Origin of the sequence: Pseudomonas syringae (genome assembly GCF_002157375.1) — a bacterium.
GTDB lineage: Bacteria > Pseudomonadota > Gammaproteobacteria > Pseudomonadales > Pseudomonadaceae > Aquipseudomonas > Aquipseudomonas syringae_T.
In genome coordinates this window covers 75,279-95,614 of sequence record NZ_MTSA01000014.1, presented here as the reverse complement: position 1 = coordinate 95,614, position 20,336 = coordinate 75,279, and the positions used below count along the sequence as shown (strand labels likewise).

General features: G+C 60.5%; 19 protein-coding genes. 15 read left to right on the top strand and 4 right to left on the bottom strand.

The annotated features are described in order from the left end of the window. The first annotated feature begins 296 nt into the window (after nucleotides 1-296). From BW686_RS18510 to BW686_RS18450, 13 genes are all read left to right on the top strand, one after another. Entirely contained in the window at nucleotides 297-515 is a 219-nt protein-coding gene (locus BW686_RS18510; protein ID WP_179149314.1) for a hypothetical protein, read from the top strand. An 83-nt stretch (nucleotides 516-598) separates the two neighbouring features. Then, nucleotides 599-2,323 (top strand): type II secretion system ATPase GspE, encoded by a 1,725-nt coding sequence (gene gspE / locus BW686_RS18505; protein WP_179149312.1) that lies wholly within the window; start codon nucleotides 599-601, stop codon nucleotides 2,321-2,323. Continuing rightward, entirely contained in the window at nucleotides 2,320-3,522 is a 1,203-nt protein-coding gene (gspF, locus tag BW686_RS18500; RefSeq protein WP_084918973.1) for a type II secretion system inner membrane protein GspF, read from the top strand. Before gspE ends, gspF begins: the two co-directional genes overlap by 4 nt. A 24-nt stretch (nucleotides 3,523-3,546) precedes the next feature. Continuing rightward, on the top strand, nucleotides 3,547-3,978 hold the full coding sequence (gene gspG / locus BW686_RS18495) for a type II secretion system major pseudopilin GspG (RefSeq protein ID WP_007249177.1): 432 nt from the start codon (nucleotides 3,547-3,549) through the stop codon (nucleotides 3,976-3,978). A gap of 8 nt (nucleotides 3,979-3,986) precedes the next feature. Then, nucleotides 3,987-4,421: a prepilin-type N-terminal cleavage/methylation domain-containing protein gene (locus BW686_RS18490; RefSeq protein ID WP_084918972.1), complete on the top strand. Its 435-nt coding sequence runs from the start codon at nucleotides 3,987-3,989 to the stop codon at nucleotides 4,419-4,421. Then, nucleotides 4,421-4,792, top strand: coding sequence for a type II secretion system protein (locus BW686_RS18485; protein WP_084918971.1), 372 nt, complete (start codon nucleotides 4,421-4,423; stop codon nucleotides 4,790-4,792). Before BW686_RS18490 ends, BW686_RS18485 begins: the two co-directional genes overlap by 1 nt. Further along, nucleotides 4,789-5,421 (top strand): prepilin-type N-terminal cleavage/methylation domain-containing protein, encoded by a 633-nt coding sequence (locus BW686_RS18480; RefSeq protein WP_084918970.1) that lies wholly within the window; start codon nucleotides 4,789-4,791, stop codon nucleotides 5,419-5,421. The genes BW686_RS18485 and BW686_RS18480 overlap by 4 nt, the downstream gene beginning before the upstream one ends. Next, nucleotides 5,418-6,152: a general secretion pathway protein GspK gene (locus BW686_RS18475; protein WP_084918969.1), complete on the top strand. Its 735-nt coding sequence runs from the start codon at nucleotides 5,418-5,420 to the stop codon at nucleotides 6,150-6,152. Before BW686_RS18480 ends, BW686_RS18475 begins: the two co-directional genes overlap by 4 nt. Continuing rightward, on the top strand, nucleotides 6,149-7,219 hold the full coding sequence (locus tag BW686_RS18470; protein WP_084918968.1) for a type II secretion system protein GspL: 1,071 nt from the start codon (nucleotides 6,149-6,151) through the stop codon (nucleotides 7,217-7,219). Before BW686_RS18475 ends, BW686_RS18470 begins: the two co-directional genes overlap by 4 nt. Then, on the top strand, nucleotides 7,194-7,805 hold the full coding sequence (gspM, locus tag BW686_RS18465; RefSeq protein ID WP_084918967.1) for a type II secretion system protein GspM: 612 nt from the start codon (nucleotides 7,194-7,196) through the stop codon (nucleotides 7,803-7,805). The genes BW686_RS18470 and gspM overlap by 26 nt, the downstream gene beginning before the upstream one ends. Next, nucleotides 7,802-8,332 (top strand): general secretion pathway protein GspN, encoded by a 531-nt coding sequence (locus BW686_RS18460; RefSeq protein ID WP_084918966.1) that lies wholly within the window; start codon nucleotides 7,802-7,804, stop codon nucleotides 8,330-8,332. Before gspM ends, BW686_RS18460 begins: the two co-directional genes overlap by 4 nt. Continuing rightward, nucleotides 8,332-10,647 carry a type II secretion system secretin GspD gene (gspD, locus tag BW686_RS18455; RefSeq protein ID WP_084918965.1) on the top strand — a complete coding sequence of 772 codons (2,316 nt, stop codon included), beginning with the start codon at nucleotides 8,332-8,334 and terminating at the stop codon, nucleotides 10,645-10,647. The genes BW686_RS18460 and gspD overlap by 1 nt, the downstream gene beginning before the upstream one ends. 63 nt (nucleotides 10,648-10,710) lie before the next feature. Then, on the top strand, nucleotides 10,711-11,430 hold the full coding sequence (locus BW686_RS18450) for an alpha/beta hydrolase (protein WP_084918964.1): 720 nt from the start codon (nucleotides 10,711-10,713) through the stop codon (nucleotides 11,428-11,430). Between the two features lie 33 nt (nucleotides 11,431-11,463). Here BW686_RS18450 and BW686_RS18445 read toward each other — a convergent pair whose 3' ends face one another. Further along, a complete protein-coding gene (locus BW686_RS18445) occupies nucleotides 11,464-12,624 on the bottom strand; it encodes an MFS transporter (protein WP_373271037.1) in 1,161 nt (386 codons plus the stop codon). A 286-nt stretch (nucleotides 12,625-12,910) separates the two neighbouring features. On the opposite strand from BW686_RS18445, the gene BW686_RS18440 reads away from it, so the two are divergent. After that, nucleotides 12,911-14,269: an AAA family ATPase gene (locus BW686_RS18440; protein WP_084918963.1), complete on the top strand. Its 1,359-nt coding sequence runs from the start codon at nucleotides 12,911-12,913 to the stop codon at nucleotides 14,267-14,269. Next, a complete protein-coding gene (locus BW686_RS18435; RefSeq protein WP_084918962.1) occupies nucleotides 14,256-14,906 on the top strand; it encodes a hypothetical protein in 651 nt (216 codons plus the stop codon). Before BW686_RS18440 ends, BW686_RS18435 begins: the two co-directional genes overlap by 14 nt. Before the next feature lie 39 nt (nucleotides 14,907-14,945). On the opposite strand, the gene BW686_RS18430 is transcribed toward BW686_RS18435, so the two are convergent. The 3 genes from BW686_RS18430 to BW686_RS18420 are packed head-to-tail and all read right to left on the bottom strand — an operon-like array spanning nucleotide 14,946 to nucleotide 20,262. Beyond that, nucleotides 14,946-17,981, bottom strand: a complete 3,036-nt coding sequence (locus BW686_RS18430) for an efflux RND transporter permease subunit (RefSeq protein WP_084918961.1) — start codon at nucleotides 17,979-17,981, stop codon at nucleotides 14,946-14,948. Then, nucleotides 17,978-19,078 carry an efflux RND transporter periplasmic adaptor subunit gene (locus BW686_RS18425; RefSeq protein ID WP_084918960.1) on the bottom strand — a complete coding sequence of 367 codons (1,101 nt, stop codon included), beginning with the start codon at nucleotides 19,076-19,078 and terminating at the stop codon, nucleotides 17,978-17,980. Before BW686_RS18425 ends, BW686_RS18430 begins: the two co-directional genes overlap by 4 nt. Then, nucleotides 19,075-20,262, bottom strand: a complete 1,188-nt coding sequence (locus BW686_RS18420) for an efflux RND transporter periplasmic adaptor subunit (RefSeq protein ID WP_084918959.1) — start codon at nucleotides 20,260-20,262, stop codon at nucleotides 19,075-19,077. The genes BW686_RS18425 and BW686_RS18420 overlap by 4 nt, the downstream gene beginning before the upstream one ends. Between the last annotated feature and the right edge of the window lie 74 nt (nucleotides 20,263-20,336).

Sequence of the window (20,336 nt, the reverse complement as noted above, 5' to 3'; positions counted from 1 at the left end):
TGAGGTGCCACTATTTTGATGTTACTTAACAGCGCCTCGGGTGTGTGAACGGTTACAATTAAGTCTAAAACAAGCCATAAATGTCAAACAAAAGCGTATTTTTCTTTATTTTTGTCTTTTTTCTTTACAATTGAGGAACTCTTCTTAAACCTACTGGTCGATGGGTTTAAGATTTTTCAGGACGAAGAAAGACAGCTCGCAAGTTGAGATGTGTGCTGTGCGTTCATTCTTGCCCGGTCTTTATACGGACCCTGCGTAGTGCAGTGTTCACTTGTTTTTCCCGAGGAGTTACCATGATGAAGTTTTCTGTGATGAGTGCAGCTGTAGTATTAGGTCTGGCCCTGAGTGGCGCCGCACTGGCGGAAGAGGCAACGGACGCAGACGCCACTTCCGGTGCCACCGATTCGACCGTCATGACCCAGACCCAGGACGCCAAAGCGGCGCAAAAACAAAAGACCGAGACGACAAAAGGCGGTCGCCCGCAGAACGCAACCCCTCAAAAGCAGTCAAACTGATCGTTTGATGCCTTTGAACGCAGCGCTTTCCTCGCGGAGAGTGCTGTAACATGCCCCTCCGAAGTAGCAAAATGCCCTCATTCATGTCGCCAGTTCCCGTTGATATAGCCCGAGTCGCTCTCCCGGATGCCGAGCAGGTTTGCGCCTGGCTGGTCGAAAACGCCGGTCTGAAAGCGGTCGATCTGGAACGGGCGCATCGTTTGCAACAGGAGTCCGAAGGTACCGAGTTGCTCGGCCTGTTGACCCGGCTGGGGCTGGTGTCGGAATTCGAGCTGGCGCGCGCCTGGGCGGCTTTATTGAACGCTCCGCTGCTGCTGGCCGATGGCGTACCTCCCATGCTGGACCCGCTGCCGCCGCTGACCGAACGCTTCATGCGCCACTACCAGGTGGTGCCGGTAGGCTGGAGCGATCAGGGCCTTCAAGTGCTGGGCGCCAATCCCGGCACGCTGTATCCGTTTCAGGCCATTGCCTATGCCTGCGAGGTGCCGGTGCGGATGTCCGTGGGGCCGCGCAATGAAGTGGAAACCCTCATCGAACGTTATTACGGGCAGGGCCGCTCGGCGATGGGCACTTTGATCGAGAACCTCGACGATGAAGGCGGCTCGCTGGAAGACATCGAGCACCTCAAGGACCTGGCCTCCGAAGCACCGGTCATTCGTCTGGTCAACCTGATCCTGCAGCGCGCGGTCGAGCAGCGTGCGTCGGACATTCACATCGAGCCGTTCGAGAGCCAGTTAAAGGTGCGTTATCGCATCGACGGCGTGCTGCACGAAGCCGAAGCGCCTCCGTCCAGTTCCTCGGCGGCGGTCATTTCCCGGGTAAAAATCATGGCCCGCCTGGACATCGCCGAGCGGCGTCTGCCTCAGGATGGCCGGATCATGCTGCGTATTCAGGGCAAGGAACTTGACCTGCGGGTGTCCACCGTCCCCACCAGTTTCGGCGAATCGGTTGTGATGCGTTTGCTGGACCGGCAAACCATTAATTTCGACTTCCCCAGCCTGGGTTTCGATGGCGAGCGCCTGGACGAATTTCTCGATGTGCTGGAACGGCCGCATGGCATCCTGCTGGTCACCGGGCCGACCGGCTCCGGCAAGACCACCACCCTTTATACGGCGTTGTCGCGGCTCAACACCGCCGAGCGCAAGATCATCACCGTAGAAGACCCGGTGGAGTACCAGCTCGAAGGCATCAACCAGATTCAGGTCAAACCCTCCATCGGTCTGGACTTCGCCGGCGCGCTACGCTCCATTGTGCGTCAGGACCCGGACGTCATCATGATCGGTGAGATGCGCGACCTCGAAACCTGCCGCATCGCTATCCAGTCTTCGCTGACCGGTCACTTGGTGCTGTCGACCCTGCACACCAACAGCGCGGCGGCGAGTATCACCCGGTTGCTCGACATGGGCGTCGAGAGCTATTTGATCGCCTCGACGGTCAACGGCATTCTGGCCCAGCGCCTGGTGCGACGTCTGGACCCGGCCACGCGCGAAGCCTTTGATGCGCCGCCGGAGCTGATTGCCGAGCACGGGCTGGAACGTTTCACCGACGAACGCCCGATTCGTCTGTATCGCCCGCGCGCCGACGCGCCAGGCGGCGGTTATCGCGGGCGCAGTGCGATCACCGAATTGCTGGTCATGAACGAAGAGCTGCGCAGCCTGTTGATGCGTCACGCCGACGCATCGACGCTGGAAGAGGCTGCCCGCCGTGGCGGGTTGCGCACCCTGCACGAAGAGGGCTTGCGTCAGGCCGTGGCCGGCGTCACCTCGCTGGAAGAAGTGTTGCGCGTCACCCGCGGTGATGGCACATGAGCCTGTTCAAATACCGCGCGCTCGACACCCAGGGCGCGCCGCAGAATGGCACGCTGGAGGCTCGGGATCAGGAGGCCGCCATTGCGGCCCTGCAAAAACGCGGTTTGATGGTGTTGCAGGTCGATACCGCCGGTCTCGGCGGGCTGCGCCGTGCGTTGGGCAGTGGCTTGCTGAACGGCGCAGCGCTGGTCAGCTTCACTCAGCAGCTCGCGACCTTGCTGGGGGCAGGGCAGCCTCTGGAACGATCCCTCGGAATTCTGCTCAAACAGCCCGGACAACCTCAGACCAGGGCGTTGATCGAGCGCATTCGTGAGCAGGTCAAGGCCGGTAAGCCGTTGTCTGTTGCGCTGGAAGAAGAGGGCAGCCAGTTTTCGCCCCTCTATATAAGCATGGTGCGCGCCGGTGAAGCCGGTGGTGCGCTGGAAAGCACGCTGCGTCAGTTGAGCGATTACCTGGAGCGTAGCCAGTTGTTGCGTGGCGAAGTGATCAACGCGCTGATCTACCCGGCGTTTCTGGTCGTCGGTGTGCTGGGCTCACTGGCCTTGCTGCTGGCTTATGTGGTGCCGCAATTCGTACCGATTTTCAAGGACCTCGGGGTGCCGATCCCGTTGATCACCAAGGTCATTCTCGACCTCGGACAGTTTCTCGGCAGCTACGGTCTGGCGGTGCTGGCGGGGCTGATTGCGCTGATATGGGGCACGGCGATCCGCATGCGCGACCCGCAACGCCGCGAACGCCACGACCGTCGCTTGCTGGGTATTCGGGTGATAGGCCCGTTGTTGCAGCGTATCGAAGCTGCACGCCTGACCCGGACGCTAGGCACTCTTTTGACCAATGGCGTGGCGCTGCTTCAGGCGTTGGTGATCGCTCGCCAGGTCTGCACCAACCGTGCCTTGCAGGCACAGGTCGAGCAGGCAGCCGAATCGGTCAAGGGCGGTGGAACGCTGGCCAGTGCGTTCGGCGCGCAACCCCTGTTGCCGGACCTGGCTCTGCAAATGATCGAGGTCGGCGAACAGGCTGGCGAACTGGACACCATGTTGCTCAAGGTCGCCGACGTTTTTGACGTCGAGGCCAAACGGGGCATCGACCGGATGCTGGCGGCGCTGGTCCCGGCGTTGACCGTGGTGATGGCGGGCATGGTCGCGGTGATCATGCTTGCCATCATGCTGCCGCTGATGAGCCTGACCAGCAATATCTGAATTCATGAATGAGGAACCATCCCGATGAGCTTTAGCCGCATACGCTTCAAACCCGCACGCCGTCAGGGCGGCTTCACCTTGCTGGAAATGCTGGCGGTCATTGTCCTGCTGGGCATCGTGGCGACCATCGTCGTGCGGCAAGTGGGCGGCAACGTCGACAAGGGCAAGTACGGCGCGGGCAAGGCCCAGTTGGCAAGCCTGGGCATGAAGATCGAAAGCTACGCGCTGGATGTCGGCTCGCCGCCCAAGACCTTGCAGCAGCTGACAGAAAAGCCGGGCAATGCCTCCAACTGGAATGGTCCTTATGCCAAGCCTTCGGACCTCAAGGATCCGTTCGGGCATGCGTTCGGCTATCGCTTCCCTGGCCAGCACGGCAGCTTCGACCTGATTTTCTATGGTCAGGACGGTCAGCCGGGCGGTGAAGGCTATAGCGCCGACCTGGGTAACTGGGAGTAACGACCGGTATGAAAACGTCTGTTGCAAGCCGGGGTTTTACCCTCATGGAAATGCTGGTGGTGCTGGTGTTGATGAGCATCGCCGTCGGTCTGGTGGGTTTCGGTCTGCAACAGGGTTTGAGTACGGCCAGCGAGCGCCGCGCGGTGGGTGACATGGTTGAGGCACTGAGGGCGACACGGGTGCGCGCCATTGTGACCGGGCAGCCGGCGCGAACCGAGTTCAATCTGCGCAAGGCGACGTTCAAAGCACCTGGCAAGCGCGAAATGCACTGGCCGCAAAATCTGCACGTAACGATGCAGACGGCGTCGGACCTGGGCTCTTCCGTCGAGTTCTACCCGGACGGGGGGTCCAGTGGCGGCAACGTACTGGTCGCCGACGGTGACCGACGCTGGCGTATCGACATTGGTTGGCTGACCGGTAGCGTTCAGGTTCGGTCGCTTTAATGAAAACATCGCAGTCAGGGTTCACCCTGCTGGAGATGCTGGCTGCATTGACCGTCATGGCGGTCTGCAGCGGTGTTTTGCTGGTGGCGTTTGGTCAAAGTGCGCGCTCGCTGCAGCAGGTGTCACGCAGTGACCGCCTCAGTCACGCTGCCCGCACCCTCATGGATCAGGAAAGCACGGGGCCGCTCGAAAACGGGACGCGTCAGGGAACACTGTCCGGCATTGACTGGACGCTGGACATTCGTCAGTTGTCAGGCGCAAACGGACAACCCAGGCTGTTTCGCCTTGATCTGCTGCTGAGCGAGCATCAGCGCAAGGCGCAGTTCAGCACGCTGAAGTTGCGTGGCCCGGTTACCGGGGCCGGATCATGAGGCGTGCTCAGCGGGGTTTCACGTTGCTGGAAGTGCTGCTGGTGATCAGCCTGCTGGGTGTGCTGCTGGTGCTGGTGGCCGGGGCGTTGCTGGGCGCCAATCGCGCGGTGCTCAAGGCTGAGCGTTACACGGTCAACCTGGATGAGACCCGCGCCGCGCAGGCATTTTTGCGCAGCTCGATCAGTCAGGCACTGCCGCTGGACACGTCAGCAGAAGACGACGTCAACAGCGGTTTTTTCGAAGGGGCGGCGCAGCAGTTGCGGTTTGTCGCCACGTTGCCTGGCGAGCTGGGCGGGGGCATTCAGGTTCACAGCCTCGAACTCAAAGGGCCGGAAGGTCACCGAGCCTTGCAGGTGTCTTTTGCTCAGGTTCAGTCCGGCGCAAACGGCATTTCACTGAAGCCGTGGGGCGAGCCTCAAGTGTTGCTGCAAAACGTCGAGTCACTGACGTTCAGTTATCGGGGGCTGAACCCGAAGGGCAAGCCGACAGGCTGGCTGCCCCAATGGCCCTGGCCGAATCGTTTGCCGGGCGCGGTACGGATCGACATGCAGACCAAGGGGACGGTCAAGTGGGTCCCCGAGGTGGTGGCCTTGCGTCTGGATTTGTCCGGTGGAGCGAGCGGCGAATGATCGATTCATCTCGACACCAACGTGGCGTTGCGCTGCTGGTGGTGCTTTGGGTGCTCGCGCTGCTCAGCCTGTTACTGGGCGGGCTGGCCGGGTGGGTGCAACTGGAAAGCCGGCAGGCACTCTGGTTGCGGCAGAATACGCAGGCGCTGATGGCCGCTGAGGCTGGCATGAATATGGCTGTGCAGGGCTTGCTGGATCCTGCGCAGCGCAAACGCTGGATTGCCGATGGGCGCCTGGTGTCGTTGCGTATGGATGACACGCAACTGGTTGTGAGTATCAGGAGCGAGCGCGGCAAGCTGGACCTCAACAGCGCGCCGGTCGCCGATATATCCCGGTTGCTGCAGGCTTGCGGCGCCGCCAGGAATCAGGCCAGCGGTATTGCCCAGGTGCTGGAAACCCAGCGCAATGGCGGTCAGTCGCCGTTGCGAGTGGTCGAGGAAGTGCGTCAGTTGCCCGGCATGAGTCAGGCACTGTATGCCCGGCTGTTGCCGGAAATTACATTGTGGAGCGGGCTGGACCGGCCTGATCCGGCATTCGCTTCGGCGCTGCTGCGTCGGGCCTTGAACTTGCCGAACCAGAGCGCGGCAGGGGCCGATCCTGGCGAGGTGCTGGCCATTGATACACGCGCAGAACGACCGGGCGGAGTGACTGCCTTGTTACAAACCACTGTTTTATTGAGCCCATCGGAGGGAAGCGCACAGCCCTACAGGGTATTGCGTTGGCAAGAATGAATTCATCAGTTTCTGCACGTCTGGCACCTGTGTACGCGTTACGCGAGCAGGTTGCCCGGCAGTGGCGTGGCAGCCCGGCGCAACAGGCATGGCAATGGTGGGTCGCGGAACTGCGCGCCTGTCTGCCGTTGCGTGTACGCCGCTGGCTGGGTCGCGAAACCGTCGAGCAGACGCACGTCTGGCCGTTGGTCGAGCCGCTGCCCGTCGCATCGGCCCACGTGCGGCGGGTTCTGCTGCTGCCCGCGTCAGCCGTGCTGGTGCAGACCTTGCAACTGCCGGCGGCCGCAGCGCGCAATCTGTCCACGGTCGTCGGTTACGAGCTGGACCGCTTCACGCCCTTCGACGCCGGCCAACTGTACTTCGTGGCACGCCAGGACAGCCGCAACGCCAGCTTTGTGCAGGTCACGCTGGTGGCCATATTGCGCGAGCGACTGGATGCGATACTCAGCGAGTGTGCCGAGCGCGGTCTGCGTCCCGATGCCGTCGACGTCGCGTCTGACGGTCAGCGAATGGGTGTCGATCTGCTGCCGATGCCGTTGCGCCCGCAACAATCGCGCACCGGGCATCGCCTGCAACGCTGGCTGGCCTGGCTGTGTGCCGCTCTGCTGTTGAGCGCCATGCTGCTGTGGCTGAATGATCGTCAAAGCCTGCTCGACGATATGCAGGCCAGCGTCAAGGCGCAGAAAGCCCAGGTCGGCGAGATTCAACAACTGCGCCAGCAACTGACCAATACCCTTGGCGCGGCCAATTACCTGTTGCGGCGCAAGGCGGCGCAACCGCCGCTCTCGGCATTGCTCAGCGAACTGACCGCCTGCCTGCCTTCGGACACCTGGATCGAACACCTGGAAATCAGCGACAGCGCCGATGTGGCGTTTTCGGGGCAGAGTGGCAAGGCCAGTGCGCTGATTGCGCGCGTCAAAGACTGCCACAGTCTGGACAATGCACAGTTTCAGGGGGTGATTCAGCCCGACACCAAGACCGGCAAGGATCAGTATTCCCTGCGTGCGCATTTGCACCAGAACCAGCATCAGGAGAACGCCGATGCGCCGTCCACTGACAAGCCGTGAGCGGCGGGGCGCAGCCCTGATTATTCTGGCGCTGGTACTTTGCCTGGCTTACTGGCTGTTGATCGACAGTTGGTTCGCCGGACCGTTGCGTGACATCGGCGAGCAGACCGAGCAATTGCGTGAACAGCAGCAGCGTTACGCCGGGCTTTTGCAGCAGGGCGATTCATTGCGTGAGCAACTCGAACAGGCGCGCCGCGATCCGGCCAGCAGCACCAGCCTGCTGCCCGGGGAAGATCCCAGCGCGGTGGCGGCGGACCTGATGCAGCGCATCGCTGATCTGATCAGCAGCCAGGCCAGCACCGGCGGAGGCTGCGAGCTGACCCAGCGTATGCCGATCACCCCGGAACAGGACAGCGCCGAGCCGTATCGGCAAGTCAAGGTCAGCCTGACCCTGAACTGCGCCATCGAGCCGCTGACTGCCATTCTGCATGCGCTGGAATACCAGCGTCCGTTTCTGTTCATTGATGAGATGAGTATGCGCCGAGACGCCAATGCGCCCGCCAGCGGTGGGGCCGGCAAACTGGTTGTTCACCTGTTGGTGCGTGGCTACCTGCAACCGGCCAGTGTCGGAGAGGGCGAGCAATGATTGGTTCACTACGCCCGCTGGAGTGGGCCTTGCTGGCCTTCGCCGCTGTACTGGCTGCGCTGATCGCGCTGATTTTCAGCGGCGCTGCGCATTCACCGGACTGGCTGCCGGAGCAGGCACCGCGCAACCTGATCGATCAGAAGACCCAGATTCACAGCGCTCCGTCGGCAACCCTGGACAGCCTGGCCAACACCTGGAAGACGCCGCTGTTCAGCCCTGATCGCAGCCCTGACGCGGCTGTCCGCAAAGCGGATGCGCAGGCGTCCAGCCTGGCTGGCCTGACCCTGACCGGGGTGATCATGGACGGCTCGCTGCGTGTGGCCTTGCTCAAGCAGGCCAGCGGTCCGGCGCTGAAAGTCCGTCAGGGTGACCGGCTGCCCAACGGCTGGACACTGGATCGCCTGGAGCCCACGCAAGCCACGTTCAAACTCGATGAGCGTACGCAAGTCCTGCGTCTGCCGGCTCTGCGCCTGCCGCCGCCGTCGAATACACCCCCGATTACCTTAACCAACGATTCCACCCTGTGATGGGTACCTTTTCTGGAGTTCCTGCCATCGCTACCTTGCGCACACCCTTGCTTTGCCTGGCCACCGCCGTCGCCCTTGGCGGCTGCGCGTCACAGTCAGACACACTCGACCCCGACAATGGCATGCTGCAGGAAGCGCTCCAGGGAACCGGTTCACAACGCCCGCCGGTAGACCCGCGCAGCGAGCGGCCGCCTGTCGAGCCACCTTCTCAGCAGCCGACGGCATCGCCGCAACGCCAGATCATCAAGGGCAATCAGCGCTTCATACGCCAGCCCGCGGCGGCCCCGGCAGCGCGTCCGGGGGAGACCGGCGACATTGTCTTCAATTTCACCAATCAGCCGATTCAGGCCGTTATCAACAGCATCATGGGTGATCTGCTGCACGAGAATTACAGCATCGCCCAAGGCGTGAAGGGTGACGTGAGCTTCTCGACGTCCAAGCCGGTCAACAAGCAGCAGGCGCTGTCGATTCTCGAAACACTGCTGTCCTGGACTGACAACGCGATGATCAAGCAGGGCAATCGCTATGTAATCCTGCCATCGAATCAGGCCGTTGCCGGCAAACTGGTGCCGGAAATGCGTGTGGCGCAACCCTCGGCAGGCATGTCGGCGCGGTTGTTCCCGCTGCGTTACATCTCGGCCACCGAAATGCAGAAACTGCTCAAGCCGTTCGCCCGGGAAAACGCTTTCCTGCTGGTCGATCCGGCGCGCAACGTGCTCAGCCTGGCGGGCACGCCTGAGGAACTGGCCAACTATCAGGACACCATCGACACCTTCGATGTGGACTGGCTGAAAGGTATGTCGGTCGGCGTGTTCGGACTGCAACGTGCCTCGGTCGGCGAACTGATGCCTGAACTGCAGAAGATGTTCGGCCCGGAAAGCGGCATGCCGCTGGCAGGCATGGTGCGTTTTCTGCCGATTGAACGGACCAATTCGGTGGTGGCGATTTCGTCGCAGCCCGAGTACCTGCGTGAAGTGGGCGAGTGGATTCATACCATCGACGAAGGCGGCGGCAACGAACCGCAGATGTACGTGTACGACGTGCGAAACATGAAAGCCACTGACCTCGCCAAGTACCTGCGGCAGATCTATGGCACGGGTGCGATCAAGGACGATTCGCCGGCCAAGGTGGCACCGGGGTTGCGCACCACTACGCTGTCGTCGCTCAACTCCACCGGCGGCGGTGCGGGCGGCATGAGCAGCTCCAACGGCCTGGGCGGCAACAGCGGTGGCATGAGCAATGGCGGCGGCTTTGGTAACAGCCAGGGCATGAACAACAGCCAGAACAATGCCGACAGCGAAGCCGAGGGCGAGGATCAGAGCGGCAGCGAATCCGATTCGACCAGCCAGGACGAAAGCGGCTCGACGGGCAACGGCAAGTCCCTGGACGCCAGCACCCGTATTACCGCGCAGAAGAGCAGCAACCAGTTGCTGGTCCGCACGCGTCCGGCGCAGTGGAAGGAGATCGAATCGGCGATCAAGCGCCTCGACAACCCGCCACTGCAAGTGCAGATCGAAACGCGGATTCTGGAAGTCAAACTGACCGGCGAACTGGACATGGGCGTGCAGTGGTACCTGGGGCGGCTGGCGGGGAACGCGGGAACGACCGGTAACGTCACCAACACCGCAGGCAGTCAGGGCGCGCTGGGCGCGGGCGGTGCAGCACTGGTTTCCACGGACTCGTTTTTCTACTCCTTTGTCAGCAATAACCTGCAGGTCGCGTTGCGTGCGCTGGAGACCAATGGCCGCACGCAAGTGCTGTCAGCGCCGTCGCTGGTGGTGATGAACAACCAGCAGGCGCAGATTCAGGTCGGCGACAACATTCCGATCAGCCAGACCACGGTCAACACCAACGCTTCCGCGACGACGCTGAGCAGCGTCGAATACGTGCAGACCGGTGTGATTCTCGACGTGGTACCCCGCATCAATCCGGGCGGTCTGGTGTACATGGACATTCAGCAGCAGGTGAGTGACGCGGATAACGGGCTCACCGACACCAATGGCAACCCACGGATCTCCACCCGTTCTGTGGCGACGCAAGTGGCTGCGCAAAGCGGGCAGACTGTACTGCTGGGCGGCCTGATCAAGCAGGACAACGCCGAGTCGGTCAGTGCCGTACCTTATCTTGGGCGCATCCCCGGCCTGAAATGGCTGTTCGGCAGTACCAGCAAGTCCAAGGACCGCACCGAACTGATCGTGCTGATCACGCCGCGAGTCATCACCAGCAGCAGTCAGGCGCGTCAGGTGACGGATGATTACCGTCAACAGATGCAATTGCTCAAGCCCGAGGTTTCGCGAACCAGCATGCAGAACTGAGGCGTGCCGGTTTCCGCTCACGACGCTGCCCATCCGGCAGCGTCAAACAGAGGTCATGAACAGATGCTGAAATTTTTCGCTGCCTTGTTGTTTACCGTCGCCGGAATGGCGCAGGCGCAGGACACCTTGCACACCGATCTGCCGCTGGATTACCTGGCGCAAGTCAACGTCGAAAAACCTGACCGACCGCTGGTGATCTTCATCCACGGATACGGCAGCAATGCGGCTGACCTGTTCGGACTCAAGGAACACCTTCCAGCCGATTACAATTACCTGTCGGTTCAGGCCCCGGTGGCGCTGCAGCCTGACAGCTACAAATGGTTCGCCCAGAAGCCGGGTGTGCCGGATTACGATGGTGTCACCGAAGACCTGAAAAGCAGCGGCAAGCAGTTGACGGCGTTTATCACCCAGGCCACTGAAAAATTCCACACGCAGCCAGACAAGGTGTTCCTGGTCGGGTTCAGCCAAGGCGCAATGATGAGCTACGAAGTCGCCCTGCGTCAGCCGACACGCGTTGGCGGGATTGCGGCACTGAGCGGCCGCTTGTTGCCGGTGGTGAAAGCCGAGATCAAACCGACCGACGAGCTGAAGGCACTGAAGGTCTTCATCGGTCATGGCGTACAGGACCGCCAGGTGGCGTTCGCCAGCGGTCCGCAAGCCGACGCTACGTTGAAGTCGCTCGGCCTCAAGCCGGAGTTTCACGCGTATGAAGGGCTGGGTCACAGCATCAGCGAAGCTGAAGTGGTGGACCTGGCAAACTGGTTGCAGCAGTCAGCCCGCTAGCCATCGAACGGGTGTGCGCAGGTTCAGAAGCGATCAGCTTTTGCGCTGACCGGCCCGGTCTTTGAGCAACGCCAGCAAGGCGATCAGCGGCAATGCCGTGCCTGCGATCAGCACCCAGGTCCAGCCGCCATGATCAAACAACGGGCTGGCCACCGCAGAGCCAATGGCACCGCCAATGAAAATGCTGGTCATGTACAACGCGTTAAGCCGGCTGCGGCTCGCGGCATCCAGTGCGTAAACGGTGCGCTGGCCCAGCACCATGCTGGTCTGTACGCAGAAATCCAGAATGACCCCCGTGATTGCCAGGCCGATCACGCTGTACACAGGGTGAACGAGGCCTGGAAGAAAGCTCAGCGCGCCGAGCAGTAAAGCGCCCAGTGACGCTGACCGGGTGTGACCAGCGTCTGCCAGACGACCGCTGATGGGCGCCGCGATTGCACCAATTGCGCCGATCAGGGCAAAAAGGGCGATCTGGGTTTGCGACAGTCCGTGGTTGCGTGACAGCTCCAGGGGGACAGCCGTCCAGAACAGGCTGAACGTTGCGAACATGCAGGCCTGATAAAAGGCACGCTGGCGCAGCACGGGCTGGGTGCGCAGCAGGGTCCAGAGCGAGAACAGCAACTGGCCGTAAGAGGCGCGATGATCCGGAACACGTTTCGGCATGGTCGTCGCCAGCACCACGCTGATGCCGATCATCACCACGGCAGCGGAGCCGAATACCGCACGCCAGCCGAAGTGGTCCGCCACCAGACTGGCGATGGGCCGCGCGAGCAGAATCCCCAACAGCAACCCGCCCATGATCCCGCCCACCACTCTGCCACGGGACTCTTCCGGTGCCAGGTGCGCCGCCAGCGGAATCAGCATCTGCACCGACACCGAGCTGAAGCCCACCAGCAACGACACCAGCAAAAACAGATTCGGCTGCTCGGCAAATGCAGCGCCCAGCAGACTGAGCACCGCCACCACGGTGGTGATCAGCATCAACCGGCGGTTCTCCAGCAAATCACCCAGCGGCACCAGAAAGAACAAGCCCAACGCATAACCGATCTGCGTCAGCGAAACGATCAGGCTGGCCGCGGTGCTCGACAGCCCGATGTCCGGGGCAATAAGCTCGATGATCGGCTGGGCATAGTAGATATTGGCGACAATCGCGCCGCAGCAGAATGCGAACAGCATCACCAGACCGGGCGTCATGGTCACGGCGTTATGCGGGGTTCGGGATGGGTTGGACATGAACATCTCGCTTGGGCGCAAGCCTGTCAGGCGTCTGAAGCGTCTGTAACAGGCGGAGGTTTTGATTGATGGCGAGCAGGCTAACGGTTTTGTCAGGGTTTAAGTAGGCACGGCGAGTTGATACAGGATATTTCTGTGAGTGATGGATGGAAATGGGCTGTTGCTCAGGGAAGTCTTCACGGGGCGCGCAGGAATGCCATAATGCCGACCGTCATTCTGTTCTGGATCAATCCCTTCAGGGACCTTCATGGAAATCAAAAGCTTCAGGCTCATCAACGTGGGGCGTTTCAGGGATCTGGAAGTGGCTCTGGCACCTACCGAAAAGCACGCGTCGAAGGTGACGGTGCTGGTCGGGAACAATGGGGCGGGGAAGACCACGCTGCTCAAGTCTGTTGCTACGTCATTGAGTTGGCTGGTGGCCAGGGTTAGAACGCCGAAAGGTGTCGGCAGTCGGATTGATGAAGGTATGGTTCAGAACGGTGCTGCCTCGTCCTCAATTACCATTCGGGTAGAGGATGTGCTGATTTCGGATTCCGAGGTCAATCCACTTGAATCTGAATGGGGAATAACCGCTACCCGGAAAGGTCGGAATGCTACCTCATCGACAGTTTTAGGCGAACTCACCAAGCTCGCGGATGGCTATCGGTCACAGTTGACTGAAAAGAGTGATTCGTCTCTTCCTCTTCTGGCGTTCTATCCAGTTGAGCGCTCAGTGCTTGAGATACCGCTTAAAGTCCATGCCAGACACACCTTTGATCAACTGGATGGCTACGACAACGCGTTGGGCCGTGGCGTGGATTTTCGGCGATTTTTTGAGTGGTTCAGGGAGCGCGAAGACAGCGAGAATGAAACGGGCATTTCGACCGAATTGCTTAACGAACTGTCTCATAAGATCTTGGTTGATACAGAGCTCTGGAAAATACTGACCAGGGAGCATGCCTCGTCGCGTGACCGTCAGCTAACTGCGGTCAGAACTGCAGTTGAGGCGTTTATGCCTGGCTTCACAAAACTGCGTGTCAAGCGCAAGCCGCGCCTGCACATGGCTATCGATAAAGATGGCAAGACGCTGAACGTATCGCAGCTGTCACAGGGTGAAAAATCCATGATGGCGCTCGTCGGTGACATTGCCAGACGCCTCGCCATGATGAACCCGGCCCTTGAAAATCCTTTGCGCGGCAATGGCATCGTGCTGATCGATGAAGTTGATCTGCACCTGCATCCCAAATGGCAACGCAGTCTGATCGCTCAGCTCACTACGACGTTCCCCAATTGTCAGTTCCTCCTGACCACGCATTCGCCATTGGTCATCAGCGATAGCAAGGATGTGCTGGTGTATGTCATGAATGACGGAGCGCTACTCGAGCAAGACAGTCTTTATGGTCTTGATGCCAATCAAGTCCTATTGAGTGTAATGGACACCGATATTCGGAATGTTGATGTTCAGAAACGCTTGGACAGACTCCAAGAGCTGCTGATGGTCGGTGATCTGGAGGCGGTTCGCTCTCTTTACACAAAGCTGGCCAATGACTTGCCTTCTGGACACATAGAACTGGCCAAAGCGTCTTTGTTGATCCGCAAGCTGGAAGTACGTCGTGCGAAAGATTGAGAAGGGAAGTCTCGAAGTTCTGGAGCGGTGGGCGCGCTTGAACAAGGGTAAGCAATATAAGGATTTAGCGAACCGGGAAGATATCAAGAATGCCATTCGACATGCTTGTGTCCGGGAGCAACATGGTTTATGTGCCTATTGCTGCCGCAGCATCACCCCTTTCAAGGACAGCGCTCACAATGAACACGTCGAAGCGCAACGCCTGGCACCCGACCGCACGCTAGATTTTCAGAATATTGTTGCCAGTTGCAATCAGCCGGATCGGTGTGGCAAAGCGCATGGTCACCAGTTGTTGCGTTTGACGCCATTTATGGTCGAGTGTGAGACGGAATTACAGTTCGAACTGTCCGGGTTGGTAAAAGGCAAAACCGACCGAGCGCAAGACTGTATCAAGGTGCTTAATCTGGGCAGTGATCAAGCCTCCAACAAGTGGTTGATTAGCGAGCGTAAAGCAATGATCGATAATTTGCTGTATTCACAGGGCATGAACTCGTCAGGACTGGGTTTAGAGAGCGATGACGTACTTGATTTGCTGCATGACGAGCTATCGATCCCTGATGGCCAACAACAGCTTCAGGCCTTTTCTCCCGTTCTGGTAAACGTGATTCGTCGTCTCAAGGCTTTGCGGGCCTCCTGAGCCAAACCCTTTTGGGTCCGCTCGGCAAATGCCTGCAAGTCAGTCCGGCCGCTTGATCCCATAACTCACCACATACAGCGCCGGCAGGAAAAACAGCGTCAGCAAGGTCGCGATGGCGATGCCGCCGATCATGGCGATGGCCATCGGTCCCCAGAATACTTCGCGGGCAATCGGGATCATGCCCAGGCTGGCGGCGGCTGCAGTGAGCAGGATAGGGCGGCAACGGTGCTCGGTGGCCTTGACCACGGACGACCAGGCGCTTTCACCGGCCGCCATGAACTCATCGATCTGCGTCACCAGAATGACCGAGTTGCGGATGATGATGCCGATCAGCGCCAGCACGCCCAGAATCGCGACGAAACCCAGCGGATAGCCTGAAATCAACAGCGCGGCGACCACGCCGATCAGCCCGAGCGGCACCACGCTGACCACCAGCAGAATTTTTTTAACGCTGTGCAGCTGGATCATCAGGAAACTCACCACCAACAGCAGCATCAGCGGCACGACTTTCAATATCGGCCCTTGCGAGCGGGCGCTGGCCTCGACTGCGCCGCCGGTGGCAACCGAATACCGTGGCGGCAGGTTGGCGATGAAGGCGTCAACGTCAGGTTTCAATCGCTTGACCAGCGCAGCCGGTTGCAACTTGCCCAGTACGTTGGCTTTCAGGGTGATGGTCGGCAGCCGGTCGCGACGCCAGACCAGCGGCTGTTCCTGTTCGTAGCGCAGGGTGGCAAATGCCAGCAGCGGTACCGTCGACCCGTTGGGCGTAGGGATTTGCAGGTTGCTGAGGGTCTGCACCGAACTGCGTTCGTCGTTTTCGGCGCGTCCTACCAGATCGATCAGATAGGTACTGTCCCGTACCTGAGTAATGGTCGTGCCGCTGACGAGGCTGTTGAGGATTTGCGCGACATCTTCCGAAGACAGGCCAAACTGGCGCACCTTGTCCTGAGCGATGTCGATCTTCAGCACTTTTCCCGGCTCGTTCCAGTCGTAAATGACCTGACCGATATCGGGGTTGGCATCCAGGATAGCGGCCAGTGCCATCGCCTGACTGCGCACCTGTTCGATGTCTGGACCGCTGACACGGTATTGCACCGGCCAGCCCACGGGCGGCCCCATGTTCAGGGGCTGGACGTAGCCGCCGACACCGACGTAATCATCACGAAAGCGCTGACGCAGGCGTTCGATCAGGCGATCACGCGCTGCGCCGCCCTGGCTGACGACGACCAGTTGTCCATAAAACGGATTGCTCAATTGCTGGTCCAGTGGCAGGTAGAAGCGCACGGCGCCCTTACCGACGTAGGAGCTCCAGCGCAGCACATCGGGATCATTTTTGAGCGATGCTTCAAAGCGGTCCATCGTCTGGCGAGTGCCTTCGATGGAGCCGTTTTGCGGCATGTAGATGTCCACCAGGATTTCCGGGCGGTCGGAGTCCGGGAAGAACTGGTTCTGCAGCAACTTGCCCGCGAACAATGAGCCGATGAACAGCAGCACGGTCAGCCCGATTACCCACCAGCGGTGTTCAAGGGTCTTGATCAAAAGACGACTGAAGCCGCGCATCCAGCGTCCCGGCGCGGCGTGTTGTGCCGAGGCTTTGAGGATGTGTACGCCGATCAATGGCGCGAACAGCACGGCGACCAGCCACGACAGCAACAAGGCCACGGCAATGACCGCGAACATGGTGAACACGTATTCGCCTGCCGAGCTGGAGTTCAGGCCGATGGGCACGAAACCGGCAACCGTCACCAGCGTGCCGGTGAGCATCGGAAAGGCGGTCGACGTGTAGGCGAACGTCGCGGCCTGGGGCAATGAATCGCCACTTTCCAGTCGGGTCACCATCATCTCGACGGTGATCATGGCGTCATCCACCAACAACCCGAGGGCGATGATCAGTGCGCCGAGCGAGATGCGCTGCATGGTGATGCCGCTGTATTCCATGAACACAAAGACCAGCGCCAGCACCAGCGGGATCGAACAGGCGACGACCAGCCCGGCGCGAATCCCGAGGCTGATGAAGCTCACCACCAACACAATCAGAATCGCCTCGAACAGCGCATGGGTGAACCCTCCGATGGCCTTGTCAACCACCTCGGCCTGGCTGGACACCCGATGCACGTCGATCCCCAGCGGCAGCTCGGTGGTCAGGTCGTCGATGCGCTGCTGCAACCGGGTACCGAATTCCTGAATATTGCCGCCTTGTTTCATGGCGACCGCAAGGCCGATGGCGGGTTGACCATTGAAGCGGAACAGCGAAGAGGGCGGGTCGGCGTAGCGGCGCTCGATGGTCGCCAGATCACTGAGGCGAAAGAACCGGTCACCGAAGCGCAAGTTGACGGCCATCAGGTCTTCTTCGCTGCTGAACTGACCGCTGGCGCGCACCGCGATGCGTTCAGGGCCTGCCTCCATCACGCCTGCGGGCGTCACGGAGTTTTGCGCCTGCAAGCTTTGCAGGACCTGACGCTGATCGATCCCCAGCGCCGCCAGTTTGCGGATGGAGAAATTCAGGTAGATGACTTCGCGCTGGGCCCCCAGCAGCTCGATCTTGCCCAGATCAGGCACGCTGCGAATATCGGCACGCACCTGCTCGACGTAGTCGCGCAACTGGCGAAACGACAGACCGTCGGTGGTAAACGCATAGATGCTGCCGAATACATCACCGAACTCGTCGTTGAATGCCGGGCCTTGAATGCCACTGGGTAACTCGGCGCGCACGTCGTTGATCTTCTTGCGCACCTGATACCAGGCTGCCGGGATGTCGGCGCTACGGGTTTCGCTTTTGAGGAATACGAAAATGGTCGATTCACCGGCCAGCGTGTAGCTTTTCACGTAATCCAGTGCATCGATTTCTTCGAGCTTCTTTTCCAGTCGATCAGTGACCTGCTGCAAGGTATCGGGCAGCGTTGCACCTGGCCAGCGGGCCTGGATGACCATGGTTTTGATGGCGAATGAGGGATCTTCCTCTCGCCCCAGATTGAGAAATGACCAACTGCCCATCAGCAGTGAAACGAACATCATGTACCAGACCAGCGTGCGATGCTTCAGCCCCCAGGCCGATAGATTGAAGCGCTCTTTCACAAACCGACCTCGCGTTGCAGACGAATCTTCTGGCCGGTTTGCAGGCCATTGACGCCGGCAATCACCACTTTTTCCCCTTCATGCAGCTCGCCGCTGAGTTGTACCCTGACGCCGTTACGTGCCAGCACCTGAACGGCGCGCGGGCTCAAAGTCGATGTCGATGGGTCAATCACCCAGACCTGCGCCTTGCCGTCACGCTCCAGTACGGCACTGTTGGGCAGCTCGTGAAAAGTCGCTGCGTGGCCGCTGATCTCGACCGTGACCGTCGAGCCCAGACGGAAGCTGTCCGGGCTGTTTTGCAAGGCCAGGCGAACGCGCTGCGTGCGAGTGCCGACGTCGATCTGCGGCGCCAGTTGGCGAACGTGTGCCGTCACGAATACCTGCTCGTCGAGCTGTGAGATCACCCTGATTTGCCGGTCGTCACTCAGCGAGGCGAGGACCCCGAGCGGCAGGTCCACCACCGCTTCACGGCTGTCCGGCCGGGCCAGGCTGACGACTGCCTGTCCAGTGGCCATGACCTGGCCGACTTCGGCCTGCCAGCCGGTGACCAGCCCGTCGAACTCTGCTGACAGACGCGTATAAGCGACATGGTCGCGGGCTTGTTGCACGGCGGCGCGGGCCTGGTCGAGAAACGCGCTTTGACCGTGCAGGTCGCTGGCCAACTGATCGAGCCGTGCCTGCGAGCCGACCCCACGCTCGTACAGTTGCAGGTAGCGTATGTGCTCGTCACGTACTTGCTGCCAAGAGGAGAGGGCTTTGCTCAGTTCTGCCTGGCGCGCACTTAGTCGGTGTTGTTGGTCGCCGGGTTCAAGGGTGGCGAGCAGATCGCCTTTGCGCACCTGAGCACCGGTTTCGGCATGCCGGGTTATCAGGCGCCCGGCGACACGAAAGCCCAGCGCTACTTCATATTGCGGCTGGATACTGCCTGCAAAGCGACCGTAGGAGGTGCTGCCAGGGTCGGTTATTTCGGTGAACAGCACGGGACGCTCCACGGCGTCGCGAAGCGGTTTGTCGCGGCAGCCGGGGAGCGCCAGAATCAGCGCGCAGAAAAGCCAAAAGCAGTGTCTCGGTCGTGGCTCTCGCGACGCCGAATTCATTGCGCACGCTCCGATGTCGCCAGCGAAACAGTGTTTTCGCGCGGTGCGCGCTCGACCACTTCCACCTGTTGCCCGGGGTAAAGAAACTGCTGCCCTCGGGAAATCACGCGATCACCTTCCGACAACCCCTCGGAAACGACTACCTGACCCTGTTCGTAGCGCAGCACGGTCACCCGGACCAACGCAACCCTGGCCTGCGCATCCACCCGCCAGACTGCCGGTTGACCCTGTGTGCGGCTCAATGCCGACCAGGGCAATGCAAACGCCCGCTGCGATTGTGTCTGCAGACGCGCGCGCACCACCGAACCCAGCGAGGGCGCAGCGGCATTGTCCGGCAACGCAACGCGTACACGCAGCGTGCCGTTCGCGGCGGAGACCATCGGTGTGATCTCTCTGATGGTGCCGGTCAACGGGACACCGGGCTGACCCAGTGCGGTGACCGTGACCTGGCGGCCCGTCTGATCGGTGCTTAGCAGTGACTCGTACGCGGAAAATACCGCTTCGCGTTCACCGTCATGGGCAAGGCTGAACACCGGCGTGGCAGTCTGCACCACCTGGCCTTCTTCAGCATGACGCGCCGTGATGACACCGTCGGCTATCGCGAACAGCTCGGTGTAAGTCACCTGATCACGTGCGTTGGCCCGTTGTGCGTGCAGCGCTGCAAGGTCGGCGCGCGCGCTCTCCAGGTTTGAGCGGGCTTTCTGGTATTCGCTGAGGTTGGTATAGCCCTTGGGCAGCAGGACCTGCTGACGCTGGTAATTCTGTTCGGCCAGGTGCAGCCGTGATTCGCGCATGGCGACTTCCGCATTGGCTGACGCCAGGTCGGTCTTCTGTTCGCGTGGGTCCAGCCTGGCCAGCACTTGATGGGCCCGGACCCGATCGCCGACGTCTACATAGCGCTTGATCAACTTGCCTGACACGCGAAAGGCGTGCTCGGTCACCTTGCGTGCCTGGATATCGCCTGTCAGCGTCACGCTGTCGGTGACATCCGCCAAGGCGACGGGCTGCACCTCGACCCGCACCAGCGCCTTTTCAGCAGGTTTCCCTGCAGAGCATGCGCTGAGCGAGAGCAGCGAGATAAAACCCAGCACGAGAGCAGGCTGGAAGGGGATGGAGCGTAACGGCCGGACGGTTCCGGACACACGGCAGAACGCGCGCAAAGGCGCCGTAAAAGAAAAAGTCATCAACAAATAGCACTGCCCAGTGAAGTAAAACAGCGTCCATGCATCACAGCGCCGCACCGGAAAAGCCGATCAGC

Bases quoted from the DNA above. Each gene is read 5' to 3' on its own strand.
- gspE (WP_179149312.1), top strand. From the start codon at position 599: ATGTCGCCAGTTCCCGTTGATATAGCCCGAGTCGCTCTCCCGGATGCC.
- gspM (WP_084918967.1), top strand. From the start codon at position 7,194: ATGCGCCGTCCACTGACAAGCCGTGAGCGGCGGGGCGCAGCCCTGATT.
- BW686_RS18450 (WP_084918964.1), top strand. From the start codon at position 10,711: ATGCTGAAATTTTTCGCTGCCTTGTTGTTTACCGTCGCCGGAATGGCG.
- BW686_RS18470 (WP_084918968.1), top strand. From the start codon at position 6,149: ATGAATTCATCAGTTTCTGCACGTCTGGCACCTGTGTACGCGTTACGC.
- BW686_RS18475 (WP_084918969.1), top strand. From the start codon at position 5,418: ATGATCGATTCATCTCGACACCAACGTGGCGTTGCGCTGCTGGTGGTG.
- BW686_RS18480 (WP_084918970.1), top strand. From the start codon at position 4,789: ATGAGGCGTGCTCAGCGGGGTTTCACGTTGCTGGAAGTGCTGCTGGTG.
- BW686_RS18460 (WP_084918966.1), top strand. From the start codon at position 7,802: ATGATTGGTTCACTACGCCCGCTGGAGTGGGCCTTGCTGGCCTTCGCC.
- gspD (WP_084918965.1), top strand. From the start codon at position 8,332: ATGGGTACCTTTTCTGGAGTTCCTGCCATCGCTACCTTGCGCACACCC.
- BW686_RS18420 (WP_084918959.1), bottom strand. From the start codon at position 20,262: ATGACTTTTTCTTTTACGGCGCCTTTGCGCGCGTTCTGCCGTGTGTCC.
- BW686_RS18445 (WP_373271037.1), bottom strand. From the start codon at position 12,624: ATGACGCCCGGTCTGGTGATGCTGTTCGCATTCTGCTGCGGCGCGATT.
- BW686_RS18510 (WP_179149314.1), top strand. From the start codon at position 297: ATGAAGTTTTCTGTGATGAGTGCAGCTGTAGTATTAGGTCTGGCCCTG.
- BW686_RS18440 (WP_084918963.1), top strand. From the start codon at position 12,911: ATGGAAATCAAAAGCTTCAGGCTCATCAACGTGGGGCGTTTCAGGGAT.
- BW686_RS18425 (WP_084918960.1), bottom strand. From the start codon at position 19,078: ATGAATTCGGCGTCGCGAGAGCCACGACCGAGACACTGCTTTTGGCTT.
- BW686_RS18485 (WP_084918971.1), top strand. From the start codon at position 4,421: ATGAAAACATCGCAGTCAGGGTTCACCCTGCTGGAGATGCTGGCTGCA.
- gspF (WP_084918973.1), top strand. From the start codon at position 2,320: ATGAGCCTGTTCAAATACCGCGCGCTCGACACCCAGGGCGCGCCGCAG.
- BW686_RS18490 (WP_084918972.1), top strand. From the start codon at position 3,987: ATGAAAACGTCTGTTGCAAGCCGGGGTTTTACCCTCATGGAAATGCTG.
- gspG (WP_007249177.1), top strand. From the start codon at position 3,547: ATGAGCTTTAGCCGCATACGCTTCAAACCCGCACGCCGTCAGGGCGGC.